The sequence below is a fragment of the Nesterenkonia marinintestina genome, from assembly GCF_025420485.1.
GTDB lineage: Bacteria > Actinomycetota > Actinomycetes > Actinomycetales > Micrococcaceae > Nesterenkonia > Nesterenkonia marinintestina.
This window is the reverse complement of record NZ_JAOEFD010000003.1, coordinates 63,946-81,063: the sequence shown is the minus strand read 5'-3', so window position 1 is coordinate 81,063 and position 17,118 is coordinate 63,946. Positions and strand designations below refer to the sequence as shown.

The following is a 17,118-nucleotide window of genomic DNA, read 5'->3' as shown; positions in this document are numbered from 1 at the left end:
TGCGCCGGGGCGCACATCAGTGGCGGAGCCTGCCAGACAGCCGACCACACTACCACGCCGGAGGTGCTGACGACAGTTCCCGGGGCGGGCCGACGGGCGGTGCGGTGTGCCGGGTCAGCCTCGCATGGCCTTCCGGTCGGGACGCATGCGGTAGGGGTCGACGCCGTGGGGGATCGGGGGGCGGGAGATCGGCAGGGAGTTCAGCCGCTTGTCGAGGGCCGCCACCTCGTGCTTGTTGAGGGCCTTGTCGAGCTTCTTGATGTGCTTGTTCAGCTGTGGAAGCGGGACCTGGCCCTCGCCCCGTCCGGTCTCCACCACGTGGATGGGCACGCCGGTGTCCCTCAGGATCGGAGTGAACCGCTTGCGCGTCTTCGGGACGAGCTTGCGCACCGCCCCGGCGCTGCCGTCGGTGACCAGCACGAGTCCGGGCTTGCCCACGACCCGGAAGATCGAGGACTGGGTCTTGGGATCCATGGCGACCGGTTCCTCGGTCACGGACCACCCGCGCCGCAGCGTGTTCAGCACGGCCGCGGCCGCGCCCGGACGGCCCTCGATCCTCGAGAACGCGGCCTTCTCCGCGCGACGGTTCATGACGAACAGGGCCGCGAAGAGGCCGAAGGGCAGGCCCATCAGCAGACCGGTGACCCAGTTGATGAGCAGTCCGACCGCCACGACGATCACGGCGAACGTGATGAGGAAGGTCAGCGCCATCCACCACCCGATGTTCGGGTCGTAGGAGCGGGTCATGTCGAAGACCTGCTTGATGCGCGCGAAGAAGCCTTCCTTCTTGTTCGCCTTCTTGCGCGCCCTGCGCTCCTGCTTCTGCTGCTTCTGCTGGGCCTTGAGCTTCTTCAGCTCGGCCTTCGCCTCGGCTTTCGAGGAGACCTGCGGGGTGGAGGATTCAGCCTGTGCCATAGTGCCTCCAGTCTACCCGCTCGCCGAGACTGCTCGACCACCGCCGCAGGTCCCGATGCCGGCGGCGGTGGTCGAGTCTGAGGTCCGGCTCAGTGACCGGCGGCGACGAGGGTCGCGGCCTCCTGCTTGGTCGTGCCCGAGGGCTCGATGTGGGACAGGTGCTCGGGGATCGGCCGGCCCTTCTTCTGCATGGCCTTGGCCCACAGCGAGCCGGCGCGGTAGGAGGAGCGCACCAGGGGGCCCGACATGACGCCCAGGAACCCGATCTCCTCCGCCTCCTGGGAGATCTCGAGGAACTCCTGCGGTCGGACCCATCGGTCGACCGGGAGATGCCGGGGAGTGGGACGGAGGTACTGGGTGATGGTGACCAGATCGCAGCCGGCGTCATGGAGGTCCTGCAGGGCCTCGGTGATCTCCTCCCGCGTCTCACCCATTCCGAGGATCAGGTTCGACTTGGTGATCATCCCGTGGTCGTGGCCCTGGGAGAGGACGTCGAGGGACCGTTCGTAGCGGAACGCAGGGCGGATCCGACGGAAGATGCGCGGTACGGTCTCGACGTTGTGGGCGAAGACCTCGGGGCTCGCCTCACAGATGCCGGCGATGTGCTCGGGACGTCCGGAGAAGTCCGGGATCAGGATCTCGACCCCGGTGCCGGGATTGAGCTCGTGGATCCTGCGGATGGTCTCGGCATAGAGCCACACGCCCTCATCGGGGAGGTCGTCGCGGGCCACACCCGTCACCGTGGCGTAGCGCAGGTCCATCTCGCGGACGGACTCGGCGACCTGGGTCGGTTCGGCCTCGTCGACGGCCTGCGGACGCCCGGTGTCGATCTCGCAGAAGTCGCAGCGACGGGTGCAGGCGGATCCGCCGATGAGGAACGTGGCCTCACGGTCCTCCCAGCACTCGAAGATGTTTGGGCAGCCGGCCTCTTCGCAGACCGTGTGCAGGCCCTTCCCACCGACGCGCTTCTTCATGGCGGCGAACTCGGGTCCCATCTTCACCTTGGTGCGCATCCACTCGGGCTTGCGCTCGACGGGGACCTCCGCATTGCGGGCCTCGACGCGCAGCATGCGGCGTCCTTCGGGTGCCACTGTCACTTCAGGGCTCCTTCCGTGTCGATGGGGGAGGCGGTCTCCCGCCTCGAGGCGGCGACGTCGGCTGCGGATCGCAGGAGCCGCGGGAGGTGGTCACGCAGTTCTGCCGTGATCGCCGGTGCGACGTCGCCCGGGGTGACGGTGCGTCCGATCTCTGCACTGACGGACGTGGTGGCCGCATCGGTGATTCCGCACGGGATGATGGTGTCGAAGGCCCGCAGGTCGTTCGAACAGTTGAGGGCGAAGCCGTGCATCGTCACCCCGTGGTGGACGCGGAGTCCGACGGCGGCGATCTTGCGGGGTCTCGGGCCATCGGTGATCCAGACTCCGGAGCGTCCTTCGACCGTGGTCGACTCGATGCCGTAGTCACGTCGGAGCACGTGGATCAGTCGGTGCTCGAGCACTGCGACGTAGTCCTTCACCAGCGCAGGGTCGGCGAGGTGGAGTATGGGGTATCCCACCAGTTGGCCGGGACCGTGCCAGGTGATCTTTCCGCCCCGGTCCACAGAGATGACGGGAGTGCCGTCCTGCGGCATGTCCTGAGGTTCGGTGCGGCGGCCCGCGGTGTAGGTGGGCTCGTGTTCGAGCAGCAGCACCGTGGAGGGACTCCGACCGGCCTCGACGTCTGCGTGCAGGGATCTCTGGACCTGCAGCGCATCGGCGTAGTCGACGAACTCCGGATCGAATCCGAGACGTCTGAAGGCGAGTGACATGGACCCAGCCTAGTACCGTCGGAGCCCGCCGGTGGACGGAGGACGTGGTGCGACGTCACACAGGGACGTCCCACGCAGGATCCTCAGACCTGTGGAGAGCGTCTGCGGAGACGGACCGCGCTCGGGCACAGTGGGGGCATGGACACCGACGACACCGCCCATCCCGCCGACATCTCAGAGGACGCCGACGCCGCAGACTCGGTCTTCGAGGACCGCTCCGACGGAGGTTCCCGGGGCCTGCCCGGGGCGTCGTCGGCCCTGCGTCGCGGGGAGCCTCCCTACGCTCCGGGGCTGCGGATGGGCCGTCTGCTCGGGACCGGGGGCTCCTCCGCGGTCTGGTCGGCCGACGTCGTGTCCCGGGCTTCGTCCGGGACGACCTCTCAGGACCCCATGGCAGAGCCTCGCGACTCGGAGGACGGACCGATCTGGTGTCGGGGGACGGAGGTGCCGGCCAGGGTCGCGGTGAAGGTCTGCGCCGGCGGAGCCGCACGTCCGGATCGGCTCCGTGCGGAGCTGGAGGCCATGCGCCCGCTGCGTCATGAACACCTGGTCACGCCCCACGGCTGGGTCTCCACGTCGCAGGGCCCGGCTCTGCTCCTCGAACAGTTCGCCGGCGGTTCGCTGGGTCGGCTGCTCACCGTGCGGGGCAGTCTGAGTCCGGGGGAGCTGACCACGGTGCTCTCCCCGGTAGCGGAGGCCGTCGGACACCTGCATCGCAGCGGTGCGGTGCACGGGGACGTCTCGCCCGGCAACATCCTGCTGGCCCCCGACGGACGACCGGCCCTGGCCGACCTCGGTGACGCACAGCTGCTCGGCGCCCGTGCGACGACCGCAGGGACGACGGGCTTCCGTGCTCCGGAACGCGGACGGGCGGACGGGAAAGAGGGAGGGTCCGAGCTGGCCTGCGCCGCAGATGTGTACTCCCTCGGGGCGGTGGCCTGGTTCACACTCACCGGGGAGCACCCCGGGCCCGACCATCGGCGGACACCGCTGGGAGCCGTCCGCCCAGAGTTGGCCGAGCGTCTGATCGACCTGATCGACGACGCCGTCTCGGAGGATCCGAGCCGTCGACCGACCGCCCAGGAGTTCGCGATCGGCCTCTTCGTCGCCGCGTCTCCGGAGACGATCGATCTGAGTCAGCACGTCGACGACGAGGTCGTCGCGGAGCTGCCGACCTCTCGGTCTCCGGTCCGACCGACGCGTGGACGTCGACCGGCACGATGGGCGGCGGGTGCGGTGACCCTGACGTGCGGAATCGGACTCCTCGGGTGGGTGGCCCTCCCGTCGACGGAGCCTCCCGATCGGAGCGGCTCCGAGTCGCCCAGCACGGCGCAGGACGCCGAGGACGGCGCTGACGACGAGGCCGACGACGCTGAAGAGGAGGCCGACGAGGACGACGACGACGCGATGGGTGAGGAGCGGGCGGCCCTGGCTTCGGACGACCCCGACACACTCGTGGAGGGGCTGGAGGACCTCCGCGCCGCTGCGCTCCTGGATCCCGCCGCTGTGGGTCCCGACGCCTACACCCTCGACGGGTCCGGAGCTCGAGAGGCCGAGGAGATCATGCTCTCGGCCGCGGAGGAGGCCGGTCCCTCGGACTCGGAAGCGGTCATGTCCATCGATGTGGTCGACGGTGACGCCGTTCCGAGGGAGTTCAACGACGGTGACCGGGCCTTCGCGATCCCTGTGGTGGTGACGGCGACGGAGTTCGGCGGGGGAGCGGAACAGAGCCAGCACGTGCGCCTCGAGTTCGCCTGGGCGGAGGACCGGTGGCTGCTCGAGAGCATCTCAGAGACGACCTGACGGGAACGGGGCGGGTGCACGGAACTCATCCGTGCACCCGCCCCGTTCCGACGAGCCGAGGGTCGTGCTCGGTCAGAGGCCGAGATCCCCTTCGTAGGCGGCACCCTCCAGACGACCCTTGAGCGTCTGGAGGAATCGGCCGGCGTCCGCACCGTCGACGAGCCGGTGGTCGTAGGTCAGCGACAGGTACATCATGTGCCTGATGCCGATGGTGTCGTTGCCCTCGGCATCGGTGACGACCATGGGTCGCTTGACGATGGCTCCGGTGCCCAGGATCGCCACCTGCGGCTGATTGATGATCGGAGTGTCGAACAGCGCACCGACGGAACCGATGTTCGTGATCGAGAAGGTGCCGCCGGAGAGCTCGTTCGGACCGATCTTGTTGCTGCGGGTCCGCTCTGCGACGTCCGAGATCTTCTGTGCCATACCGCCGAGGTTGAGTCCGCCGGCGTCCTGGATCACGGGAACCAGGAGCCCCCGCTCAGTGTCTACGGCGATCGCGAGGTGCTCGCGGTCGTGGTAGGTGATCTGCTGGGCGTCCTCGTCGTACTCGGCGTTGAGCTTCGGGTGCTGCTTCAGAGCTTCGGCCACCGCCGTGGCGATGAACGGCAGGTAGGTCAGCTTGACACCGTTCTGCTGCTGGAAGGACTCCTTGGCACGTCCGCGCAGCTGCACGATGCGGGTCATGTCGACCTCCTGCACCTGGGTGAGCTGCGCCGAGACGTCGAGCGACTCCTTCATCCGCTGGGCGATGACCTGACGGATGCGGGGCGCCTTCTCCTGTGTGCCGCGCCTGGTCGTGTCCTCCTCGACCTCCGGCGCCCGGCGGGATTCGGAGCCCGACGACGCGGTCTCCTCCTGGGCACCGCCGGACTTCTCGGCCGCCTCGAGCACGTCCTGCTTCCGGATGCGGCCGCCGACGCCCGTCCCCCTGAGCTGGGAGAGGTCCACGCCCTCCTTCTTGGCGAGCTGCCGGACCAGCGGAGTCACATAGCTCTCGGCCGAGGCGGAACCCTCGCCGGAGTCGGTCTTCGAATCGGACTCGGCCTTCGACCCGGAGGTCGACTCCGACTTCTTCTCCTCCTCCGACCCCTCGGAGGAGGACTGGTCGGACGCGTCCTCCGACGTCTCCTCGGACTTCTCGGCCGACGCGTCGTCGGACTCGTCGTCAGAGGTGTCCTCATCCGCCTCGGACGGCTGTTCGGCCTGGTCCTTGACCTCTTCGTCGTGGTCGGAGTCGGCCTCCTCCTGGTCCGAGGCCTCCGGGGTCTCCTTCGCGCCGCCTCCGGACGACGACCCGCCTCCGGAGCCGACGCGCGCCAGCACGGCGCCGACCTCTACGGTCTCGTCCTCGTCGACGAGCAGCTCCTGAACGGTGCCGGCGACCGGGGACGGAACCTCCGTGTCGACCTTGTCGGTGGAGACCTCGAGGATGGGCTGGTCGACCTCGACCTCGTCGCCCACCTCGACGAGCCAGCGGGTGACGGTGCCTTCGGTCACAGACTCGCCCAGGGCCGGAAGTGTGACGTCCTCGCCGTCGCCGCCGCCGTCGGACGAATCCGAGTCGTCGGACTCGTCGGACTCGTCGTCATCGCTCGGGGAGTCGTCCTCCGCGGCCTCGTCGTCCGAGTCCTCGGTCGACTCCTCTGCGTCCTCGGCAGGCTCGTCTGCGTCTTCGGCCCCTTCGTCGGCGGACTCGTCGTCGTCCGAGTCCTCGGACCCGCCCGAGCCGTCACCGATGCGGATCAGCGGGGAGCCGACCTCCACGGTCTCGTCCTCGTCTGCAAGCAGCTCCTCGACGGTGCCGGCGGCGGGGGAGGGGACTTCGGTGTCGACCTTGTCGGTGGACACCTCCACGATGGGCTGGTCGACTTCGACCTCGTCGCCGACCTCGACGAGCCAGCGGGTGACGGTTCCTTCGGTGACCGATTCACCGAGGGCCGGAAGGTTGACTGTCTCAGACATGATGTCCGACTCCTACTCTCAAGTGCGGGTGCGTACCGGGGCGAGCACGCGGAGGTTGATGTGCGGGATACGACCGACGATCAGCCGTGGAGCGGATGGCCGAAGAGCGCCATCGCTGCTTCACCCATCGCTTCGTTCTGGGTCGGGTGGGCGTGGACCAGAGTTGCGACGTCCTGCGGGTAGGCCTCCCAATTGACGATGAGCTGCGCCTCACCGATCTGCTCGCTGATGCGGGATCCGATTCCGTGCACGCCGACGATCGGTCCTCCCTTGACCGCGATCATCTTGATGATGCCGCCGGTGCCCAGGATGGAGGACTTGCCGTTGCCGGCCAGGTTGTACTCGGTCACCTCCACCTCGTCCTTGCCGAACTCCTCCTCGGCCTTCGGCTGCGTGTAGCCGATGGAGATGATCTCAGGGTCGCAGTAGGTGACCTTCGGAATGTTGATGTCCTCGACGATCATGGGCGAGTTGCCGGCGATCTCCTCTGCCACGAATATCCCGTGCTCATACCCGCGGTGCGCCAGCTGCAGGCCGGGAACGATGTCACCGACCGCGTAGATGCTGCCGACGCCGGTGTGCAGCCGCTCGTCGGTCATCACGAAGCCACGGTCGACCTCGATGCCCTGGTCCTCGAAGCCGAGGCCCTCGGTGACCGGACCGCGTCCGACGGCGATGAGGCAGATCTCCGCCTCGAACTCCTTGCCGTCCTCCAGGGTGACCTTCACCCCGTCGGAGGTCTCCTCCACATCCTTGAAGAAGGTCCCCGTGCTGGACCTGATGCCGCGCTTCTTGAACGAACGCTCCAGGTTCTTCACGATGACGGGGTCCTCGTTGGGCACCAGCGAGGGCAGCCCTTCGATGATGGTGACCTCAGTGCCGTAGGAGGTCCATGCCGAGGCGAACTCGCAGCCGATCACGCCGCCGCCCAGCACGATGGCCGACTTCGGGGTGTGGTCGAGCTGCAGTGCTTCGGTCGAGGTGATGATGCGGTCGCTCAGCGGCAGCCCCATGGTCTTCGAGGTCGAGCCGGTGGCCAGCACGATGTGCTTGCCCGTGTAGGTCGTGCCGTCGACCTCGATCCCGTCCTCCGAGACGAGCTTCCCATCACCCTCGATCACGGTGATCTTGCGCATCTTCAGCAGACCGGTCAGGCCCTTGTGCTTCCCGGCGACGATGCCGTCCTTGTACTCACGGACCTTGGCCATGTCCACGCCCTCGAACGTGGTCTTCACACCGACCTTCTCCGAGGATCGGGCCTCGTCCGCCAGCTCGGCGGCGTGCAGATAGGCCTTAGTGGGGATGCAGCCGGTGTGCAGGCAGGTCCCTCCGAGCTTGCTCCGCTCGATCAGACCCACACTGAAGCCGTGCTGCACGGCCCGCAGTGCGGCCGCATAGCCGGCGCTGCCCCCTCCGAGGACGAGTACGTCGAATTCCTGTGCCTGAGGCTGGTCGGCCACGGTGCTTGCTCCCTCGGTGGTGGTGATGCTTCGTTGTGCGCATCCGGTGGGATCCGTCGACTCGGTCCGACGGGTCCGAGAGCCCGGGTGCGGGGATCCGCCGTCGGCGGACGGAGCCAGTCTACGCAGTGCCCAGCCTAGCGTCTCGGAGGTCCCGCTCCCAGCTCGATCCTCTTCAGGGGCACAGCCGAGGGTGAGAGGCGCTGCGGGGCGGACGGCGGAGCGCGCGTCCGCCCCGCCGTCCGCCCCGCGTGCGACCGCAGCGACGTCGTCGACTCAGCGGCCGAGGCTCTCCAGATACGTGATCAGCGTCCGCACCATCACACCGGTGCCGCTCTTCGGGGTGTATCCGTACGCGCCCTTCTCGTTGAACGCCGGCCCGGCGATGTCCAGGTGGGCCCACGGGATGCGCTGGGCCTCCCTGTCCAGCGCGTCGGCGTCGGCGTCGGAACGCTCACCGACGAACTCGCGGAGGAACGCCGCAGCGCCCATCATGCCGCCGAAGCGGTCCCCGGTGTTGGTGAGGTCGGCGACCTGTGACTCGAAGCCTGCGCGCGCCTCCTCAGGGATCGGCATCGGCCACAGGCTCTCCCCGGCCGCGTCGGCGGCGTCGACGAGCTGATCGCGCAGCTCCTCCTGGCCCATCAGTCCCACGGTGCGCGCGCCCAGGGCGATCATCTGCGCCCCGGTCAGGGTCGCGACGTCGATCACCGCATCCGGGTGCTCCTCCGAGGCGATCACCAGACCGTCGGCCATGACGAGCCGCCCCTCGGCGTCGGTGTTGAGCACCTCGACGGTCTTGCCGCCGTAGATGCGGATCACGTCCTCGGGCCGCTGAGCCGTGGAGGAGGGAAGGTTCTCCGCCAGGCAGAGCCAACCGGTGACCCGGACAGGGAGGTCGAGGTCGGCGGCCGCGCGGACGGCGGCCAGGACGGTGGCCGCGCCGCCCATGTCCAGCTTCATCGTGTCCATGGCGTTCGCCGGCTTCAGCGACAGGCCGCCCGAGTCGAACGTGATGCCCTTGCCGACCAGCGCCACGTGGGCGGCCGGCTTGGAGGGTGCGTGCTCGATGCGGACCAGGCGGGGCTTCCGCGAGGAGCCCTTGCCGACGCCCATGAGTCCGCCGAAGCCCTGCTTCTCCAGCGCCTTGTCGTCCCAGACCTTCACGGTGAGCTTCGGTGCCTTCTCCGATCCGGTCGCGCCGGGCGCCCGGACCCGTCCGGCGAGGTCGGAGGCGATCTGGGCGAAGGACTCGGGGTAGAGGTCGTTGGGGGGCGTGTTCACCAGGTCTCGGGCCGCGCGGACCGCAGAGCCGACGGCGGCGGCACGGCGCAGGGCCTGCTTCGTGTGTCGTTCCCTGAGATCGGTGAGGACGGTGATGGCTTCGACCGGCGTCTTGCTGCGCTCCTCCTTCGAGCCGCGGTATGCGGTGAAGGAGTAGGCGCCCAGGGCGGCGCCCTCGGCGACGGCGGAGACCTGCTCCACGGTGCCCGCCGGCAGTGCGAGGGCGACCGAGTCCGCGGTGCCGAGCTGGCGCACGGCCGAGCCTGCGGCCCGACGCAGGGCCTCGGGGGAGACGCCGCCGGAGGGCTCACCGGTCAGCGGTCCCACGCCGATGAGGACCAGGGTGCCGGTGCGGAAGCCGTCCACGCCCGGCAGGCGGTTCAGCTGGTCGGCGGCACCGGTGACCCCGAGCGACGTGAGCGAATCGGCGACGCTGCGTGCCGCCTTGTCGGCGAGCGGGTTGGGCAGCAGCACGGGCCCGTCGGGACCCTTGGCGACGCCCAGGACCAGAGCGTCGGCCTCGATCTTGTCGACCGCCGTCGAACCGGTGGTCAGGTGGGGCTGGAAGTCGTTGATCACATCTATCCCGTCCGAGTCTCCTCCGGGAGACTGCTCATATCGTCTGATTCGGCTCACGGCACCCGCATCGATCCATCGGGGGCTTCCGAGGCGCATGTGCCTCCAGGGATCCTATCGAAGCACCCGCCGGTGCCGGGAATGGCCGATGGACGACGACTGTTGCACCCAGGAGCACCATCGGCAGGACAGGTCCTGGCGAGCAGCGCACAGAATTCGGATCGCCGCACGACGACGGCGGAGGGGAGGGCCACGTGAAGGATCCGCAGTTCCGGGTCGACCTCGAGCCCGAGGACGGTGCCGGCGCCCTCGAGCACGTGCTCTCCGGCACGGTCGGATCGGACCGAGGTGACGGTGAGGCTCCCACCCTGTTGGTGTCGCTGACCGGCCACACCGACGCCGGCGCCCTGAGCCGTCAGCTCGCCGAGACGCTGCTCGACGGTCTGCCGCACCGACGGCTCGCCGGCTTCCGCACCGACGAGATCTTCGACTTCCGGTCACGCCGTCCACGTCTGACCTTCAGCGAGGGACGCTTCCAGGAGTACGAGGGGCCGGATCTCGGCCTCTATGAGCTCCACGACGCGATGGGCAGACCGTTCCTGCTCCTGACCGGCGACGAGCCGGACTTCCGCTGGCAGCAGGTCACCGACGCGGTGATCGACACCGTCGAGCGGCTGGACGTCGGCCTCACGGTCATCGTCGACTCCCTCGGTCTCCCTGTGCCGCACACCCGGCCGCTCGGCGTGACCGCGCACGGGTCGCGACAGGACCTGATCGAAGGCATCTCCACCTGGTCGCCGTCGGCCCAGCTGGAGGCGGGGATCCACCAGGTGCTCGAACTCAGGCTGCAGGACGGCGGACACGATGTCGTCGGCTACTCCCTGCACGTGCCGCACTACCTCGCATCCGGACGCTATCCGCAGGTGGCGGTGTCGGCATTGGAGTATGCGGGTGCGGCCATGGAGCTCATGCTTCCGACCGACGAGCTCAGGGAGGCCGCCCGACAGGTCGAGCAGGACATCGCCTCCCAGACGGCTGAGAACACCGAGGTCCAGGGACTCGTCGAGCGCCTGGAGCGCAACTTCGACGCCCATGCGCCCGCGGCCCAGCGGTCACTGCTGGTCAAGGACGACGACGCGGTCCCCGACGCCGAGGAGCTGGGCGCGGCCGTCGAGGAGTTCCTGAGGTCGAGACCGGCCGACGAGGTCGAGGACGGGGGCCACCCGCCCGCCGACGACGATCCCTCGGACTCCGCAGACCGCTGAGCGGGTCGTCGCACCCGTCGGGACTCCTCCACAGGAGGTCCTGCGCCCCGGCCCGCCTGAAGCGTTCTCCCCAGAAGACTGCCCTGTGGTGGAGAGCCGGGGAGCGGGGCGGCCACGGTGGTCGGCATGAGCACCGATGCATGCGACCCCCACCTGTCCGAACTGCCCTCGCCCCCCGACGACGAGGTCGTCGTCCGTATCCGTGACCCCGGCGACGTCCTGGCCATGGTCCGGCACACCTTCGGCTACACGCCGCGGGACTCGCTCGTCCTGATCGCCCTCCACGGCGGACGGACCGGAGCCCACCTCCGGCTGGATCTGGCCCCTGCGGCGGACGACCCTGATGCGTTGGCGAAGACGGCGGCGGAGAGTCTGGCGGGCGCCGGACTTCCCTCCATGCCGTCGGGGCTGGTGGCGCTGCTGTACATGGGCGAGGCGCCCGCGCCGCCGTCGCAGGGCGACCCCCAGCTGCGGCCCGGGGCTGCGCTGCACCGGTCGCTGGAGCGGTGGTTCGGGGAGGGGCTCGGCATCGATCTCGTGCAGGTCTGGCACGTCGGCGGGGGATACGTCCGTGACTTCGACTGCCTCGACGAGGTCTGCTGCCCGTATCCGGGGACGCCCGTCGAGAGTGCGGTGGGCAGCCTGGTGGACGCCCACATGGTCTACAGAGGCAGCCAGGTGGCCGAAGACCCCGCCGACCTCGTCGACACGATGCTCCGCGAGCCGACGCCGATCGATCCCGAGCTCACCGCAACGATCCGCCGCGACCTGCATGCACTCCGGACCGATCCGCAGGAGCCGGCCGAGGAGCGCCTCGACGACGTGCTCGCTCTGTGGGACGTCGCAGTCGACGGCTCCGCGGAGGCGCAGGAACCGGCCGGGGCCGACGCGTGGGTCCGTGACAACGCCGACGTGGTGCCGGTGCTGATCGGATCGCTGGAGGATCCCGGGCTCCGGGATGCGGTGCTGGTGCTCGCCGCGGCCGACCGCGCGACGGCGCAGCTGTGCGATGAGTCGTCGGCGACCCATGAGCCCCCTGCCCGGGTCCTCCTGGGAGCCACGGGCCGTGCTCCGGCGTGGGACCGGATCGAACGCCTCAGCAGAGTGCTGACTATCCTGCACGCCGTGGCCGACGGGCGGGGTGCATCCGAGATCCTCGCGCTGCTGGCCTGGATCGAGTGGTCGAAGGGCCGCGGCGCAGTCTGCGGAGAGCTGGTGGCGCGCGCGGAGGCCGTCGCTCCCGGACATCAGCTCAGCGGGCTGCTCGGCAGCGCCGCGGCACTGGGGATGGTCTGCCCGTGGGCACGGGTCCGGGAGCACAGCTGGGCCCACCATCACAGACGGGACAGGTGAGGATCGTCGGTCGAGCGGCCGTCTCCGAGGCTCTTCGTCAGGCTCTTCGTACTGTCGGCAGGATCTTCCCGGCCCAGTGGGAATGAAACCACGGAGGGAGGCGTTGAGCCCCGATGAGACCCTGCAGCTTCATCCCCGCTTCAGCGTCGCCGCCAGAGGACCCGGCATCCGGGTTCTGCGGTGCGCTGGGCGAGATCGAGGCCTTGACAGGGTCATAGGTGTGTTGACGATGAGTCGACATCCCCGAGCGTACGCCGACGTCGGAAGGTCACTGTGTCCCCCACCACATCCACATCGCGCACCGAGGACGAGACTCCCGAGGAGGCCGGGAAGTCCTCCGGGGCGAAGAGCACTGCTCGCCGTAGGAGCACCGCCGGGTCCGGATCGACGGGCACGAAGAAGTCGACCGCGGCGAAGTCGTCAGGTGCGAAGTCGTCAGGTGCGAAGTCGACGGCCACGAAGGCCGCAGGTTCCAAGTCCGCCGGCACCAAGTCTTCGGGCACCAAGTCTTCGGGCACCAAGTCTTCGGGCACCAAGTCTTCGGGCACCAAGTCGACGGCTACCAAGACCGGAGGCACCAAGTCCTCCGGCACGAAGTCGTCGACCGCAGGGGCGAGCCGCTCCAAGGCTGCTTCGGCGAAGGCGGGCGACTCCGAGGCGGCACCGGAGGCTGAGACCTCTGCGCCGAAGTCGACGGGCGGCCGCCGCAGGGCCGCTGATCCCGTCGACGAGGTGCTGGCCGAGGCCGAGAAGGAGGAGCAGGCCGAGCAGGCCGCTCCGACCGAGGTCCTCGAGCAGGCCGTCGCCAAGGCTCTGGAGGACGGCGACGAGGATGAGGTCGCCAAGAAGGTCGCAGCAGTCGCCGGTGAGGGTGACAACGCCGAGGCCATCGTCGAGAACGCCAAGAAGGCGGTCAAGGGGGAGGAGGCCGAGGAGGAGGAGAGCCGCGGACGCGGCTTCATCATCTCCAACGCCGACGACGATGACGCCCCCGCCGTGCAGGTGGTCTCGGCCGGAGCCACCGCTGACCCGGTGAAGGACTATCTCAAGCAGATCGGCAAGGTCGCACTCCTCAACGCCGAGCAGGAGGTCGACCTTGCCCTGCGCATCGAGGCCGGACTCTTCGCCGAACACCGGATGAACAGGGGCGACGTCACGGACAAGCGCCTGCGTCGTGACATGGAGCTCATCGTCGCCGACGGACGTCGGGCCAAGAACCACCTCCTCGAGGCCAACCTGCGCCTCGTCGTCTCGCTGGCCAAGCGGTACACCGGACGCGGGATGCTGTTCCTGGACCTCATCCAGGAGGGCAACCTGGGTCTCATCCGTGCGGTCGAGAAGTTCGACTACACCAAGGGGTTCAAGTTCTCCACGTACGCCACGTGGTGGATCCGTCAGGCCATCACCCGCGCCATGGCGGACCAGGCCCGCACCATCCGAATTCCCGTCCACATGGTCGAGGTCATCAACAAGCTGGCCCGCGTGCAGCGACAGATGCTCCAGGATCTGGGCCGCGAACCCACCCCGGAGGAGCTGGCACATGAGCTCGACATGACGCCCGAGAAGGTCGTGGAGGTGCAGAAGTACGGCCGTGAGCCCATCTCGCTGCACACTCCGCTCGGCGAGGACGGCGACTCGGAGTTCGGCGACCTCATCGAAGACTCAGAAGCTGTCGTGCCCTCGGACGCCGTCAGCTTCACCCTTCTCCAGGAGCAGCTGCACTCGGTGCTCGACACCCTGGCGGAGCGGGAGGCCGGTGTGGTGGCGATGCGGTTCGGCCTGACCGACGGTCAGCCGAAGACCCTGGACGAGATCGGGAAGGTCTACGGGGTCACCCGCGAACGGATCCGTCAGATAGAGTCCAAGACCATGTCGAAGCTGCGGCACCCCAGCCGGTCGCAGGTGCTGCGGGACTACCTCGACTGATCCTCACCAGGTCCACCGTCGGACAGACATGAGGAGGGCCCCGGAGCGCGATGCTCCGGGGCCCTCCTCATGTCTGACGGACGACGTGCGTCAGGCGCCGCTCAGGCGGGCTGACTCGTCACGCCACTCCGAGGTCTGGGGCCGAAGGGTCTCCTCCACCTGTCGTGCGTGGTGGTTGCAGAAGTGCAGCACGCCTGCTCCGGAGGACAGCGCGGCCCGCACATAGGCCTGGGCGCCGCACCGGTCGCAGCGGTGCTCGGCGGTGAGCTCGGCCGTCCCCGGCTCGAGCGTTCCAGTGGTGCTGGACATGGCAATCGCCTCCTCGCATCGATCGCTCGCACAACGGTCGTCCTTAGATCGTGTGCACCATACAACCACGATCGGTCCTGTTCCATTCGCGCATACGCGGCGATTCGCCCCTCCTTTCGCTCACCGCGTACCGTGGCGGCGCTCCTCCCGGGGCGGCCGGGGGATCCGGGCTACTGTGGTGACAGTCGTGCGGAGCGTCGGGATCCCGCCCCGAGACGGAGCTCCGCACCCGAATCGACGCACCACCCGAAGGAGCCCCGTGTCCCGACGATCCGAGTACGACGCGCGGCACCTCTCCGTGCTCGAGGGCCTGGAGGCCGTGCGCAAGCGCCCCGGCATGTACATCGGCTCCACCGACTCACGCGGGCTCATGCACTGCCTCTGGGAGATCATCGACAACTCCGTCGACGAGGCCCTGGCCGGCTTCGCCTCCACGATCTCGGTGGTCCTGCACGCGGACGACTCCGTGGAGGTCTCCGACGACGGGCGCGGCATCCCCGTCGACGTCGAGCCGCGCACCGGACTCTCGGGCCTCGAAGTCGTCTTCACCAAGCTGCACGCCGGGGGCAAGTTCGGCGGCGGCTCCTACACCGCGTCGGGAGGGCTGCACGGCGTCGGGGCATCGGTGGTCAACGCGCTGTCGTCCCGGCTCGACGCGAAGGTCACCCGATCCGGCAAGGTCCACCAGATGTCCTTCCGCCGCGGGGAGCCCGGCACGTTCGCCGGTGCGCGGCCGGATCCCGAAGCGGACTTCACCCCCGCCCAGGAGGGCTCTCCGCTCGAAGTCGTCGGTCGGGCCAAACGGGGGGTCACCGGGACCTCGATCCGCTACTGGGCCGACCGGCACATCTTCACCTCCGACGCGCGCTTCGACGACGCGGAGCTGACGGCGCGTGCTCGACAGACCGCCTTCCTGGTGCCGGGCCTACGCATCACGGTGCGCGATGAGCGGGGGGCCGACGGGCCGTCCGAGGAGGTCTTCCAGTACGACGGCGGCATCGGAGAGTTCACCGACTTCCTCAGCCCCGATCCGGCCGTCACCGACATCTGGCGCATCCAGGGCCATGAGACCTTCACCGAGCGGGTTCCCGTCCTGGGAGACGACGGTCGCAGCCACATGCAGGACGTCGACCGAGACTGCGAGGTCGACGTCGCCCTGCGCTGGGGCACCGGATACGACCCCACCGTGCGCAGCTTCGTGAACATCATCGCGACCCCAAAGGGCGGCACACACCTCGCCGGCTTCGAACAGGCCCTGCTGAAGTCCTTCCGTCGTGCTGTGGAGGCCAACGCGAGACGCCTGAAGGCGGGCAACGACAAGCTGGAGAAGGACGACGTCCTCGCCGGGCTCACTGCCGTGGTCACAGTGCGCGTGGCCGAGCCGCAGTTCGAAGGCCAGACCAAGGAGATCCTGGGCACCCCCGCCGCTCGTCAGATCGTCTCGAGGATCGTCGAGAAGCAGGTCTCCGAGCGTCTCACCTCCACCAGGCGGGGCGAGAAGCAGCAGGCCTCCGCCGTGCTGGAGAAGGTCGTCTCCGAGATGAAGTCGCGCATCTCGGCGCGGATGCACAAGGAGACACAGCGCCGGAAGAACGCGCTGGAGTCCTCGTCGATGCCGTCGAAGCTGGTCGAGTGCCGGTCCAAGGACGTCGAGTCCTCGGAGCTCTTCATCGTCGAGGGCGACTCCGCCCTCGGCACGGCGAAGCTGGCCCGCTCCTCCGACTACCAGGCGCTGCTGCCCATCCGAGGCAAGATCCTCAACGTGCAGAAGGCCTCGGTCTCCGACATGCTCTCCAACACCGAGTGCGCCGCGCTGCTGCAGGTCATCGGCGCGGGATCCGGTCGATCCTTCGACATCGACGCCGCCCGCTACGGCAGAGTCGTGCTGATGACCGATGCCGACGTCGACGGTGCCCACATCCGGACGCTGCTGCTGACGCTGTTCTTCCGGTACATGCGTCCGATGATCGAGCAGGGACGGGTCTTCGCCGCCGTCCCCCCGCTGCACAGGGTGGAGGTCGTACACCCCGGCCGACGTGCCAACGAGGTGCGCTACACCTACTCCGAGGCCGAGCTGCATCAGCTGCTGGCCGAGCTGGATCGGGAGGGCCTGCGTCACAAGGAGCCGATCCAGCGGTACAAGGGCCTCGGTGAGATGGACGCCGATCAGCTGTCGGAGACGACCATGGATCCGGCGCGCCGGTCCCTGCGTCGGATCCGCGTGCAGGACGCCGAGGACGCCGAGCGGATCTTCGACCTGCTGATGGGTTCGGTGGTGGCCCCGCGGAAGGACTTCATCATCCAGGGGTCCCAGGCGGTGACGAAGGAGCGCATCGACGCCTGAGCCGCCCAGAGGCTCTTCTACCTGCTGTCGAAATATGGGAGCCGCAGCGGTCGAGGTCCGACGGTCGTCCGATCGGGGCGCTAGAATGACGATGATCGCCCTGCACCTCGA

General features: G+C 68.8%; 12 protein-coding genes. 5 read left to right on the top strand and 7 right to left on the bottom strand.

Annotated elements, in window-relative coordinates:
- Positions 1 to 114 precede the first annotated feature (114 nt).
- The 3 genes from N7E59_RS03760 to lipB form a co-directional block, all read right to left on the bottom strand.
- A complete protein-coding gene (locus tag N7E59_RS03760; RefSeq protein ID WP_261623578.1) occupies positions 115 to 915 on the bottom strand; it encodes a DUF4191 domain-containing protein in 801 nt (266 codons plus the stop codon).
- Between the two features lie 89 nt (positions 916 to 1,004).
- Positions 1,005 to 2,012 (bottom strand): lipoyl synthase, encoded by a 1,008-nt coding sequence (gene lipA / locus N7E59_RS03755; protein ID WP_261623577.1) that lies wholly within the window; start codon positions 2,010 to 2,012, stop codon positions 1,005 to 1,007.
- Positions 2,009 to 2,722 carry a lipoyl(octanoyl) transferase LipB gene (lipB, locus tag N7E59_RS03750; protein WP_261623576.1) on the bottom strand — a complete coding sequence of 238 codons (714 nt, stop codon included), beginning with the start codon at positions 2,720 to 2,722 and terminating at the stop codon, positions 2,009 to 2,011. The genes lipA and lipB overlap by 4 nt, the downstream gene beginning before the upstream one ends.
- A 138-nt stretch (positions 2,723 to 2,860) precedes the next feature.
- On the opposite strand from lipB, the gene N7E59_RS03745 reads away from it, so the two are divergent.
- A complete protein-coding gene (locus tag N7E59_RS03745) occupies positions 2,861 to 4,525 on the top strand; it encodes a serine/threonine-protein kinase (protein ID WP_261623575.1) in 1,665 nt (554 codons plus the stop codon).
- Between the two features lie 72 nt (positions 4,526 to 4,597).
- On the opposite strand, the gene sucB is transcribed toward N7E59_RS03745, so the two are convergent.
- The 3 genes from sucB to N7E59_RS03730 all read right to left on the bottom strand — a co-directional run bounded on the left by sucB (position 4,598) and on the right by N7E59_RS03730 (position 9,813).
- Complete coding sequence (gene sucB / locus N7E59_RS03740; protein WP_261623574.1) at positions 4,598 to 6,490, bottom strand: 2-oxoglutarate dehydrogenase, E2 component, dihydrolipoamide succinyltransferase; 1,893 nt, start codon at positions 6,488 to 6,490, stop codon at positions 4,598 to 4,600.
- An 80-nt stretch (positions 6,491 to 6,570) separates the two neighbouring features.
- A complete protein-coding gene (gene lpdA, locus N7E59_RS03735; protein WP_261623573.1) occupies positions 6,571 to 7,950 on the bottom strand; it encodes a dihydrolipoyl dehydrogenase in 1,380 nt (459 codons plus the stop codon).
- A gap of 276 nt (positions 7,951 to 8,226) precedes the next feature.
- On the bottom strand, positions 8,227 to 9,813 hold the full coding sequence (locus tag N7E59_RS03730) for a leucyl aminopeptidase (protein ID WP_261623572.1): 1,587 nt from the start codon (positions 9,811 to 9,813) through the stop codon (positions 8,227 to 8,229).
- A 251-nt stretch (positions 9,814 to 10,064) separates the two neighbouring features.
- Between N7E59_RS03730 and N7E59_RS03725 the strand changes: the two genes are divergently transcribed.
- The 3 genes from N7E59_RS03725 (at position 10,065) to N7E59_RS03715 (ending at position 14,354) form a co-directional block, all read left to right on the top strand.
- Positions 10,065 to 11,075: a PAC2 family protein gene (locus N7E59_RS03725; RefSeq protein ID WP_261623571.1), complete on the top strand. Its 1,011-nt coding sequence runs from the start codon at positions 10,065 to 10,067 to the stop codon at positions 11,073 to 11,075.
- Between the two features lie 126 nt (positions 11,076 to 11,201).
- On the top strand, positions 11,202 to 12,428 hold the full coding sequence (locus tag N7E59_RS03720) for a DUF4192 domain-containing protein (RefSeq protein WP_261623570.1): 1,227 nt from the start codon (positions 11,202 to 11,204) through the stop codon (positions 12,426 to 12,428).
- Between the two features lie 273 nt (positions 12,429 to 12,701).
- Complete coding sequence (locus tag N7E59_RS03715) at positions 12,702 to 14,354, top strand: RNA polymerase sigma factor (protein WP_261623569.1); 1,653 nt, start codon at positions 12,702 to 12,704, stop codon at positions 14,352 to 14,354.
- Positions 14,355 to 14,444: 90 nt separating this feature from the next.
- Here N7E59_RS03715 and N7E59_RS03710 read toward each other — a convergent pair whose 3' ends face one another.
- A complete protein-coding gene (locus N7E59_RS03710) occupies positions 14,445 to 14,663 on the bottom strand; it encodes a DUF7455 domain-containing protein (protein ID WP_261623568.1) in 219 nt (72 codons plus the stop codon).
- Between the two features lie 259 nt (positions 14,664 to 14,922).
- Between N7E59_RS03710 and N7E59_RS03705 the strand changes: the two genes are divergently transcribed.
- Positions 14,923 to 17,007 carry a DNA gyrase/topoisomerase IV subunit B gene (locus N7E59_RS03705; protein ID WP_261623567.1) on the top strand — a complete coding sequence of 695 codons (2,085 nt, stop codon included), beginning with the start codon at positions 14,923 to 14,925 and terminating at the stop codon, positions 17,005 to 17,007.
- The last annotated feature ends 111 nt before the right edge of the window (positions 17,008 to 17,118 follow it).

Coding starts and splice junctions, on each gene's coding strand:
- N7E59_RS03760 (WP_261623578.1), bottom strand. CDS start 915: ATGGCACAGGCTGAATCCTCCACCCCGCAGGTCTCCTCGAAAGCCGAG.
- lipB (WP_261623576.1), bottom strand. CDS start 2,722: ATGTCACTCGCCTTCAGACGTCTCGGATTCGATCCGGAGTTCGTCGAC.
- N7E59_RS03745 (WP_261623575.1), top strand. CDS start 2,861: ATGGACACCGACGACACCGCCCATCCCGCCGACATCTCAGAGGACGCC.
- sucB (WP_261623574.1), bottom strand. CDS start 6,490: ATGTCTGAGACAGTCAACCTTCCGGCCCTCGGTGAATCGGTCACCGAA.
- N7E59_RS03720 (WP_261623570.1), top strand. CDS start 11,202: ATGAGCACCGATGCATGCGACCCCCACCTGTCCGAACTGCCCTCGCCC.
- N7E59_RS03710 (WP_261623568.1), bottom strand. CDS start 14,663: ATGTCCAGCACCACTGGAACGCTCGAGCCGGGGACGGCCGAGCTCACC.